This is a genomic window from Vibrio sp. 1F279, assembly GCF_041439815.1.
Lineage (GTDB): Bacteria > Pseudomonadota > Gammaproteobacteria > Enterobacterales > Vibrionaceae > Vibrio > Vibrio tasmaniensis_A.
This window is the reverse complement of record NZ_JBGOOU010000061.1, coordinates 1-11171: the sequence shown is the minus strand read 5'-3', so window position 1 is coordinate 11171 and position 11171 is coordinate 1. Positions and strand designations below refer to the sequence as shown.

The following is an 11171-nucleotide window of genomic DNA, read 5'->3' as shown; positions in this document are numbered from 1 at the left end:
TAAGGCTCCTGAACTTTTTAGGCATATTACGCAGGCCTGCGCCCATCTGCGGCGCTTTTTGCAATAGTGAAGGCAGCCACTCTTACGGTGATGCGGGTGTTGGTATGCAGATGGAATAAAAAGCCGACGAATGTGTTTTTCGACTTTGATCTCAAAGACTGCGATATCAACGTAGTCAGTATGAATCAACATCAATGGGGATGACAATGTTTGAAAGCATCAGCAACGCACAAGGGACTTGGTTTTCGACCTATCGTGAAAGAACGGGCCAAAAGGGTTTTCTGACGTACATGTTCTGATGTGTAAGGCGGGAACGGTTCGTTATCCCACAAGGGGAACTTGGTGGACCACTTTAAGTAAGTGATGCCACAAATGAGCAAAGAGTGTGGTTATCTTCTTTACTCCCGACGTGTTCGTTTTATGGACTCAGTTAGGCTAAACCACGAGTATTAGCAAGAGCATCTTTTCGTTGTTGACTAAGGTAAGCTCCGTGATGTTTTTAGCTGAGCGCCTCACTAACCCGCTCGTGAGTATAACCATAATCTAAAGCCCAGCGATGGAGATCTTCAATCGACATAGGTTTAGCGTAATAGTAACCTTGATGTTGAAAGACGCCTCTTAATAAAAGCCCGTTAGCTTCAAGCTTATTTTCAACCCCTTCCGCTACTAGATTCATTTCTAACTGCTTAGCCATTTTAATATACCCATCTAGAACAGCGGATTTTCCTTCATCAATGGAGCGTGTAAACATTTTGTCTATTTTGATAGTGTCAATATCGAAATAATGCAAATAGGAGTTTCCGCCATAACCGGTACCTGCATCATCAAGGCTTATTTTAAGTCCTAATGTTTTGAGTAAGGCGAGGCGCTGACTGGCAAACGCCAAATTTTCAATCGGTTGGCGTTCTGTCAATTCAAGCGTCAGTTTTGAGTAGTCATGCTGAAACCGCTTTAAATAGTGGTAAAAATCGTCATTTTGTAGGTGCAGAGGAGTGATGTTGACACTGCAATAAAACTCAGCGTTTTGACTCATCAAAGACGATAAGTCGCGGTAAATGGTTGTAATGAGATTTTCTGTTGTTGGAATGATATCCCCACTTTGCTCTAGATAATGGATGAACTTGCTTGGTTCTATGACGCGGCCATCAGAGGGAAGCCATCGGAGTAAAGCTTCGACACCGAGCATTTTACCTGTTTGTGCGTCTACAATGGGTTGATAATAGGGGAAAAACTGGGCGTCTCGAACCGCTTTTTGAAGAGCAATTTCTTTTTTTGCATGCCAATAGGAAACACATAACCAAAGAATGGTGAGTGAAATCATAAAGAGTAAAGTGGTGACCGGCCACAAGTTTTGCTTAAACTTCGAAAGCACTCGTGAGGCAGAGACGGAGGATTCAAAGGTAAGAGGAAGATAGTTTGAAGCAACTGAGTTCGAGTACAGGCGATCAGCATTGGGCAAACTGCCTATTTCAAGGATAGTGTAATTTTCTTTTGGTAAAGATAAACGAATAGAGCGTTGATGGTCTAAATCATTTTCAAGAAAAAGGTATTCCGTGCGTAATGGAAAGAGGAAGCCATATTGTCCATTCGAACCGTATAAATAGGGGGGATGTTTTGGGGTTGTGGAGAGAGAATAAATCGCTAAACGCCACATTTCCCCTTTTAATTGTGTACTGAGTAAGTTCTTAAAATTACGTTGTTCAAATTGCTCAACGCCGAAAGGAGAGCAATAGGTATAAGGTTTCTGCTTATCAAGATTAACGATGGGTATCGACATAAGTAGATGCGACACATAAAGCTTCTCTAACTGCTCTATTGTGTCAGTGGAGCATTCACCGCTAGCGACGCTGGCTTCAGAAAGAGTGGGTTTTTCAAGCCCATATTTAATCGCAACAGAAACGATTTGATCGAGGTAGTCGACGTCATGCTTAATTTCATTATGAACTTGATAAAGACTGGTTGCTAATGAAGCCAATAAGCTAAACAACAGGGCCAATAACATAACACCAGTCTTATAGACCCATTGAGGGTGGGGACTGAATAAGCGGTCTAACCAAGGGTGTCTGGAGCGCATACTTAACTCTTTATAATTATAAATCCAACGAATTGTGTTGAGCTGTGAAATGTTATTATGCGGTTTAATTAACGTTAATTTCTATAAAACCTTTTAATCTGAAAGGGTAAAATCATAAAAGTGGAAAGCCGATCACTCTTTGTTAGGAAGTTTCAATTTTTAGGTTCTAAATCAAGCCTTAAAGAAAACACTGACCGTAATCTTGGGCCGCATTAAACATATGGCTTAAATGTAAGGCTTTCTTTGTTAAAGGGTCATATTTATGACAAGCAAAACAGCCCCTATCTTCTTTAGGATGCACTAAAGCAAACCATTGAGGGTTTTGGACATAGGTCTCTATTGTACTGTTTGATAATAACTTCGAACCCCCTATTTCATTTTTCCAAGAGGGAGGCACCTCTCCTTTATTTAAATCACTCTCGTTTGAGACTGTCCAAGATGTGCCCACAAGGAAGTAGTTAGACCAAACAGATTTACGTGATTGGTAATAATCTGACATTGCCTCGTTAAGCGCTTTTATATCTTTAGCTACTTCAGTTTTCGTTAAAACACCAACCCCATAGGGTGTTTCTCTACAGACTTGAGTAGGTTTACCAGGGAAGTAAGTATTCACTTTCTGAAAGGACATTGGGTTGAAAAATGTCCATTTACCTGATTTTTCAAAATTTGATAGGTTAGGAACATCAGCACAATCAGGAGCGTTTTCCTTGTGTTCAAATGTGGTCCAAATGAATTCAGGATGATTCCTTGTTTTTCGCACTACATGAATCCCGACCAAGCCCATTAGAACATTACTCCTTACTGCCCCGTCGATCTCAACATCTCTATGAATAGTGAAAAATTTTTCAGGGTTGTCGTTATTAGATATTAATTTCCATGAGGTTTTTACTTCAGTGGAGCCTGGGGATATTTCAAACGGTGTTTTCCCACTGTCAATATCGGCGACACATTGGCTATTGTTTAATCCGTGTTTGACGATGTCATTGTAGAATTTTTTATTGACACTTTGTTGATAGAAGACCGGATTGCCTTCTTGATCGTTCAATGGGAAATTAGAGCCGGCTTGAAGGATCTCACTTTGTACTAATCCTTGATCACCTTTATTGTCCCAACTATCGGGTATCTCTTTAAATATTCTGTCTTTCGGCATCATATTCAAGAATAAACCCGGTGTCTTGTCACTGGTATAATAAGCAAAAGATTGCCATGCAAACTGCATAAAACTGCAATTAATATCGGATTTACTCGTTTCTGTAGGCTCTTGAGGTAAGGAAGGGTAATCAATCCAAGAGGAGTTGCCAGTACAGTCAGGGGCTTCTAACTCTAACGATTTGTTATCTCTAATCTTATTTTCGTAAGAGTCATTCGATTGAAAAGCTTCCCCTATAATTTCTGTAGAATAACAATGTATTGGTGAGAGGAAAAATGAGGAAACTATTATTTTCTTTAAACAATTCATGATAATTATTATCATTCGTATTTGTATGGGTGGCTAAAATTACAATAGTTACAAATAAAACGAATCTAAATTAGTTAATAATTTAGTGTGACTCTGGAACTGCGTGTGTGCTCTGGAGTTGTTTTTGTCTCGATTCTGTCTACGTTCATGGGTGAGGCAAGCTGATTGTAAGAACCGCGCTCTATACAATATGCAACGTTATTAAACGTTTGACACCGATCTTCCACATCGTTAATCTGTAACGGCACTGGCAAAATCCAGTGTCGGGATTAGTCCCCCGCAATATACACCCAAGGCGCATAGACGCTAGCTTTTGCTGGTTTTTTATGTGCAGCTTCAGCACACCTGAACATAGTCGCTTTACTTATAAAACGTACTATCAGCATTATGGTGGGCTGGGCGAGGCAGCTTCGGCTGGCCGTAACCTTGGGAGCGGTAGGACTAACCTTGTTCAGCTCACCACCCGAAGATTAGTCCCTTTGTGTGGTGATTTAAAGATCATCCCCAAGGAGGCAACCATGCCAAATTTAACAATCTTTTCTAAAGACATTCGCACACTCGATAATTTGTATTCGCTAAACGATCTGCATAAAGCGAGTGGTGGACACAATCGACATCGTCCAAGTATTTTTATCAAGAATCAGCAAACTCAAGAACTGGTTAATGAAATTGAGCAAAGCAGTAATTCCTGCTTTGCTATAAATACCAAACGTGACGGTAGTGATGCGGGGACTTGGGTATGCAAAGAATTGGTCTACTCATACGCAATGTGGATTAGCCCAAAGTTCCACCTAAATGCCATTCGTGCGTTCGACAGTATGCCCACAGCTCTAGCACTTCCTACTCCAACTGTTCCGCAAGACCTATCCTTAAACGACTTAATCTTTGAATTGGCGAAGGCGAAAAACGTAACAAGCCAAAATGTTCATGTGCACTACAATGCCGTATTCAATACCAATACTTGGTCACAAGAGCATGGTTTTGAACACGCATTGGCAAAAAGAGTACTTAAACAAGACTTAGAAAATGAATTGCGTAGTCAAATCCCAGAACTGCAGTTACTCAAGCAGCAAGCGAGAGAACACGGGCTAGCATTAGTGGATGAAAGTGAATACCAAAGCTTCCAAGGCCGAATGCAAATGCAGCAAAAGCAACTCGAGAAGTTGGTAGATGATGTAATGGCGTTAAGCCGAAATCATAATTCGTTGATGAACAGGGTTATGTAAAAGTGGCGGCAAAAATGGCGGCATTCATTGTAAAACAGCGTTATTTATGGAGATAAAACGTCAATTACCACTGTTTTTATATACATTTTATTTTAATTAACCTATTGATTTGTAATGCATTGCATTCGTTTTTTCCAAGTTCTATCAAGGTCTTTTGCATAAAGCAGAATGGCTCGCTGGTAACTTTTGATTTTCTTACTCTCAGTGGTTGATAACAATAACTTAATTAGTAACGCCGTTGCTTCTTTGTGTCGTTCTAAGTTGTACAAACACATGGCATAGAACGGCTGTACTTCCAGTGAATCAGGGTATTCAGCCATGGTTCGCTCAAAATACTCTAACGCTTCAGTGTATTTACCCAAACTGCGATAAGTACTCGCCAACCCAAACAGAGCATCAAAACGTTCAGTTATGGAAAGATCCCCTTCCAATGCAAGATGATAATGTATAAGCGCTTGCTTCTCTTTGCCTTCATTATCATAAGACCAAGCCATGTATAAATTTGCTTTGGCTGCATATTGACTGTCATCCAATAGCGTACGCAGCAAAAGCCGAGACGCATGATAATTTCCGGCCTCTCTAAGATTTATGGCTTCGTGGATAATGGTTTCCATGTGCATCTCCTCTATAATTGACTAATAGAATGAAATTTATTTACACTCTGTGCTAACTCTCAAATCGTCCAACGATAAATTATCAATGATAAAATCTTAAACTAGATGAATAAATAGTAATAAAGGAATCCAATGTTTATAAGATTTATTGCCAGTATGGAGGAGGAAAAGCGACTCCAGCATACTCATGGTATCATTACCCAAGCACAAATGATGCTTGTCGACGGATTGATCCTTTACGAGTACCATCAGGTGCATATTAAAGAAATCTTCACTCAACTTAATGAATCACTACCATGTCCACCGTTCCACTCAAAGTCATGGCCAGACAATGCTATCTCTTGGTTTTTAGACTCAAGCGTCAAACATATATCACTCATGTATGAGCTAAAATATATATTAGAAGAATATGATACAAAGGTGGCGACATTACATCATTCAGACGTCGGCACCATTTTATACAGAGATGACTTTCAAGTGGTGGCTAAGTCTAGCCTCTTATGAAAAACAAAATAATATATTAATAATAAAATGAAGCTTCTAAAAATATATACCCTCGCAAGTTAAAATGAGAACTGCAACCCAAGCTCATAGCTCACTTCCGCCTCATCACGCTCTGCATATTCTAAATTTGCAACTAAGCCAAACACTGAGCCGAATTGAAAGACGTTATTCCACTTAAACTCATCTCTTGCTAGATCTAAGAAATCATGCTGATAGGAAACTCCCATCAACCAATGATTAGCTATTTGTTTTCTAACCATCGCTTGACAGTATGTTCCACGCTCGGAATATGGTGAACTGTAATCACTATCAGCACGATAGTTTACTGCTCCACAGGATAAAGAGCTTGCCATTGCCCCTCCCAAACGCCCAATGAGTCCTCCGCCAGCTTGCCAACTATCTACCTCCGAACTAAATCGAGTGAGAAAGTCTGCTCTTCCTTCAACGAATACGTAGTCAAAAACTTGAGCACTGACATCTAAGTATAACCCTCCCATCGTCTTATTCTCTGTATTGTCATACTTATCGTTAAGGTAAGGTTTTAACGCTCCCGACTTAAAACTAGCTCCTTTATAACCAAATCCTATATGAGAAAAATTATCAACAATCTCACTTGATGCAAAGCTTGAACACGAAACTAACAACATCAGAGGAACAACTTTAGTTATCATAATACGATATCCTGTGGCACTTTTTTGAAATGAAAATTTATTCTGTACATTGCATATTGACAGCAACATACGGAAATAAACTGTAACAAATCAATATGTAACATCCGATAAATTTAAACGCAAACTATGCGTTGCGTTCACATTTCCATCGTTGTCTTAAAGCATGTTTAAATTCCAGTGCCAATCCTATCTAGGCTGTCATACCAATTCAAAACATGGCTAGTCAGCATTTCCCCTGTGAAAGCGTTACTCGTAGACAGCAGCCACTTCAACGTCCCATAGACGATATAGTCTGAATACATGGGCGCATCGCCCGATAAGTATCGTGTCTTAGCTAAATAAGATTCCAGTACTCTCATTTTTTTGAGTAAGTCGGCCTTTGCTAACTCTTGGTTGTTGCTTTGTACATTTTCTAAGCTGTCCTGAAAGTGTTTCTCTCTAGAGGAACGAAAGTAATCTTTATCGCGATCTTTAAGCTTGCAGTAAATGTCGAAGATGGCAATTTTGGCGATGTCCGAATGTAATGATGCTGTCCACTCATGGAAAAAAAGTGCCATTAAACGCCCTTTTTCACCGCCAAATAATGAAGGTGATTCAGGGTAGTGGGCCTCAAGATAATCAGCGATGTTAAACGAATCAGAGAGCACCGTTTCACCATCTTTGATGGCGGGGAGTGTAGAAAACTGCGCCTTAAACTGAGCCTGAATGTCGACAAAAGAAAGCTCAGTGGTATCAAACGCTATATTTTTGTGTATCAAGCACATTTTCGTACGCCAACAATAAGGACTGAATTTTAAGCCATCGTCCCCACACAGTTCGTAAAAAGTGATCATAGGTGTCTTACTCCGAGAGTTGCTAAATAGGTGTATTGGTTGTGCTGGGCACAGTATGTTCAATCTTGGTCGCGGTTCTCAGTCGAGATTAAGTGGGTTCTTTAACTGCTAGAATACCTGCGGCTCCCAGCAGTAAAGCACCACTTCCTCTGGTCACAGCGGTAAGAGATAGTCGGCTCGCATCAACAATCCGTCTGGCCGAAAACGCATAAAACATCACTAAACTGAAATCAAGCAACGCCATGGTTGGGCACATCACTAAGAGTTGAGGGAATACGGGTAAGTCGGGGTTGATGAATTGCGGGAAAAAAGCCGAGAAGAATAGGATGGCTTTGGGATTGCCAGCCGCGACTAAAAAGCCAGAGTAAAACAACTTTTTGTTTGAGGCCTGTAAATCTGAGTTGTTGAGGTTTAAGTGCTCAACTTGTGCTGGTTTAGCGAGGAGTATTTTTAGCCCCATGTAAACCAAGGTGATCACACCAAAGACTTTGATGACAGTAAATGCCACTACCGAATTGGCAAGGATGACACCTAAACCCAAGGCGACTAACACCATTTGAATAAAGTTAGCTGAGATGTCCCCAAGGGCGGTATATAGCACGCGTTTGTGCCCATATCTGAGAGCATGTGCAATACCTAAAAATATGCTAGGCCCTGGTGTCGCGGTAAGAATGAGCGATGCCGCGACAAAGCCGAGCCAAAGGTGAAAGTCCATTTTTATCCTTAATTATCCGTTAAACACTGCAAATCATATCGCTACAGATACACTACCATACCAGCGATTACTCCAACCACATATTGACCAGAGACATTACGCCCATATTGTTCGTTTCTGTGCCATACAAGTTGTCCGCTCGAGTCACGGTGAAATGATTGCGCCATAGAGGGCAATAATAATAGTTCTGGATAAGCCAATCCTCCGCTCGATACAGTTTGTGCAAAAACTCTTGACTGTTGTTACTTTCCTGCATAAACATATCAATAAATGTCAATAGGCTTTGTTTTCCACGTTCAGGCAAGCAGAGACTAAACACATTACTGCAAAGGAGCCATTCGTAATATTGAAATGTCAGGTCGTCACCAAAAACGTAACAGTCATAGGAGATATCAATAGCAATGTCTTGAGACTGTCCTTGAATACATACCTGCCAAACAACCCCTTTTTGAGATAACTCATCGAGCAAAGGCTGTAACTCGCTCATATGACTGTCTATCACTTCAATTACCACCGGACGAGTCGGCAGTTTCATGTCGTGCTTGAACAAGTGAAATCCCTTATCTTGATGGCAATCCATCACGCTATTCGCCGCTCTTTTTTGGCTACCAAGCGTAAAACGTCGACTATGATGAACAATCCAGGCTCTTTCTTGAGCGGATAATGCACCGACATGATGATGAAACTGTAAAACAGTACATCCGCTGCGATCGATTTTTTGTGGCTGAGTAGGTTGGGATTCGCAATAGAGCAGTTCTGCCACGTGCATAGGCGCTTGAGGTTGGGCATCACTACACCAAAATTCTACTCGTTCAATATGGCCACCAAAACCAAAATAGTGGTTATTGCGAACTAAACTCCAATATTGTTTTTCCAAACTTTCGACTCGATATACCCCACACCCAATTGGTTTTGAAGCCTGATAATCAAAAATTGCACTGTGTGAGTCAGCTAACAAATGCAGGAAAACTGGGTCAGATTGACGCATAGAGAAAATGACCCACTGCTTATCTATGTCAATACCCTCTACATGACGAAATAGAATTTGATATGGATGTGGCGTACTAAGGCGCATTTCTATATTTTTTTTTACAAGTTCCGGTGTCAGCGCTTCTCTATTGTGCATCATTATGTCATTACGGATGCGGAGACGGATTTGCTTGTCACTGTAATGAAACTGGTGAGCGATATGAGGCACGATGTCATTCTGAATAGGGTTATATCGAACTAAGGTATCGAAGACGCTTTCGACCAATAAAATAGAACGAGCGGACTGTGCCAAATGAGGGTGCCATTCAGGCAGCATATAAGGGACTAAATACATCAAAGTATTCTGTTTTTTTAATTCCTGCTGTGCGTCCCCTAACCAGAGAGGTAAGTGAGCTTGAAATAGACGAACTTCGCCAAATTGAGTAGCTAGTCGAAATGCCTGATCTATTCTGCCAGAGCGAGCCATGCGCTCTAACTGAGTCAGCAGTGAGGTCTCAAAACTTTTTAATAGCGTCAATTTTGAGCGATGACCACGGCCCTGACCCGAAGCCCAATGGATAAGCCCAAAGCTTTCAAAAGAAGCCATTAGCTTACTCACGTACCTTTCTGAACAGGCCAGAATTTCAGCAAGTGAGACAATATCAACATCATAAGCTTCATTGCGAGAAAAATGTTTCTCGAGTTGCTTTAAACGCTGCAGATGACTCGTAGATAACAACTGAGAAGCTACCATGTCAACCTCAAAATTATGTTCATTAGATACAACGAATACCTCTGAATATGGCAACTTAACTTAAAGTTGTCTTCTTATAATTCCACGGGAGGTGATTAATAAAGGTGGATAACCTGACCGACTAGGAATCCCACTAAGAAAACTATCCCAGAAAAGCTCGGACGGCTTTGGTTTTGTCTCACCGCTATCTTTTGTTCTGGTTCCAGTAAGTAGTGTTTCGCGTTTAAAGTATAGAATGTGTAGTCTAATGGATTCATTGTTTTACTCGCAGATAATGACTCATGTGTTCATTATCTGCGAACAAACCTGAAATAATAACGCTCTCTTTACTATAAACAGTTCACCTTTTAATTAATGAAGTACAGTTCCATTTTTGCTAACTGCTACCAAACAAAATAATTCAACAAGCATATAAAGGCAAGTTAAGCAGAGAAAGCGTTTAAGACAAGTTTCTAACGCAGGTGTTAGGCGCTTTCTTGTTGTTTCTCAGTCCGTTTCTTCTGATTTTTTTAACGCTTCGAGTATTTCTTTCATACGCTCTGGGCGCGTTTGGATCCGGAACGGTCCGGTTTGTAGAGCGGGGGAAGTCTTGCTGCCATATTGTCGCCCTCCATCGATGCCAATTCAGCGATGATCTGGTGATATTCTTGAAGTTTAGACCCAATGTAGCCTCTAATATTAGTGTTATTATAACGCAAGTTTTCGTAGCTCTGAGGCCACACATTCTTATGGATCGCGTTGCTGGTTTGGTCGTCAACTTGAATTGCTGTGTCTATCCGTTTTAACAGACAAAAGAGACTGTTGAGATCTTGATAAAACGTGGCGGCGTACGTGTAAAAGCCTTCGTTGCTATGCTTGATTATAGCCGAGCGGCCTTCGTTCACTTTAGTGAGCGAGATCGTCAAGAAAACAGGATAGAAGGCCTTGAAGAAGCGTTTGAATACTTCGGGGGCGTCCCAAAAGAAGTGTTGTTCTATAATGCGAAAGCCATCATGATAGAGCGTGATGCATACGGTGAAGGTGAACACCGCGCTGCTCGCCATAGCCAAGAAATACAACTTTAAACGGGGTTTGAGCACCACTGGAAAAATAAAATTAAGAGAGTTACGTATTTGTATTTAATATCAAAAAACGCCTATCAGGAGAGAGGTTAGTTGCTTTCTATCGATTAAATAGGCTTCTTTTTTTTACGCTTCCTAATAGCAAGTACCAAGACAGTTAGAGCTCCATCTTCAACCTTATATACGAGTCATCCCCCGAACTTCTTACCCTGTTCCGTATGTCGCGCAATATCAGTTTAGATAATTGGACTCCCCAACCCTAAGTCCTACAATAGTAGGGTTCAAAATAAT

At 40.8% G+C, this 11171-nt stretch carries 9 protein-coding genes and 1 pseudogene; 3 read left to right on the top strand and 7 right to left on the bottom strand.

From position 1 onward, the window contains the following. Window positions 1-499 precede the first annotated feature (499 nt). Both ACED60_RS24325 and ACED60_RS24320 read right to left on the bottom strand, forming a co-directional pair. Window positions 500-2074, bottom strand: coding sequence for an EAL domain-containing protein (locus tag ACED60_RS24325; protein ID WP_017061839.1), 1575 nt, complete (start codon window positions 2072-2074; stop codon window positions 500-502). 178 nt (window positions 2075-2252) lie between these two features. Then, window positions 2253-3533: a hypothetical protein gene (locus ACED60_RS24320; protein WP_102258052.1), complete on the bottom strand. Its 1281-nt coding sequence runs from the start codon at window positions 3531-3533 to the stop codon at window positions 2253-2255. Window positions 3534-4051: 518 nt separating this feature from the next. Here ACED60_RS24320 and ACED60_RS24315 point away from each other — a divergent pair. Continuing rightward, entirely contained in the window at window positions 4052-4759 is a 708-nt protein-coding gene (locus ACED60_RS24315) for a KilA-N domain-containing protein (RefSeq protein ID WP_102258051.1), read from the top strand. Window positions 4760-4860: 101 nt separating this feature from the next. On the opposite strand, the gene ACED60_RS24310 is transcribed toward ACED60_RS24315, so the two are convergent. Further along, the gene (locus ACED60_RS24310; RefSeq protein WP_102258050.1) at window positions 4861-5373 is read right to left on the bottom strand and encodes a tetratricopeptide repeat protein; all 513 of its coding nucleotides are present in this window, start codon (window positions 5371-5373) and stop codon (window positions 4861-4863) included. Between the two features lie 132 nt (window positions 5374-5505). Between ACED60_RS24310 and ACED60_RS24305 the strand changes: the two genes are divergently transcribed. After that, entirely contained in the window at window positions 5506-5877 is a 372-nt protein-coding gene (locus ACED60_RS24305; RefSeq protein ID WP_102258049.1) for a hypothetical protein, read from the top strand. 59 nt (window positions 5878-5936) lie between these two features. Here ACED60_RS24305 and ACED60_RS24300 read toward each other — a convergent pair whose 3' ends face one another. The 4 genes from ACED60_RS24300 to ACED60_RS24285 all read right to left on the bottom strand — a co-directional run bounded on the left by ACED60_RS24300 (window position 5937) and on the right by ACED60_RS24285 (window position 9819). After that, a complete protein-coding gene (locus tag ACED60_RS24300; RefSeq protein WP_017082572.1) occupies window positions 5937-6548 on the bottom strand; it encodes a hypothetical protein in 612 nt (203 codons plus the stop codon). 167 nt (window positions 6549-6715) lie between these two features. Beyond that, entirely contained in the window at window positions 6716-7381 is a 666-nt protein-coding gene (locus ACED60_RS24295; protein WP_102258048.1) for a glutathione S-transferase N-terminal domain-containing protein, read from the bottom strand. An 88-nt stretch (window positions 7382-7469) separates the two neighbouring features. Then, complete coding sequence (locus ACED60_RS24290; RefSeq protein WP_017082570.1) at window positions 7470-8096, bottom strand: LysE family translocator; 627 nt, start codon at window positions 8094-8096, stop codon at window positions 7470-7472. A 67-nt stretch (window positions 8097-8163) separates the two neighbouring features. Further along, window positions 8164-9819 carry an SgrR family transcriptional regulator gene (locus tag ACED60_RS24285; RefSeq protein ID WP_017082569.1) on the bottom strand — a complete coding sequence of 552 codons (1656 nt, stop codon included), beginning with the start codon at window positions 9817-9819 and terminating at the stop codon, window positions 8164-8166. A gap of 812 nt (window positions 9820-10631) precedes the next feature. Between ACED60_RS24285 and ACED60_RS24280 the strand changes: the two are divergent. Continuing rightward, window positions 10632-10884, top strand: a pseudogene (locus ACED60_RS24280) (IS21 family transposase); the annotation flags it as partial. Window positions 10885-11171 lie beyond the last annotated feature (287 nt).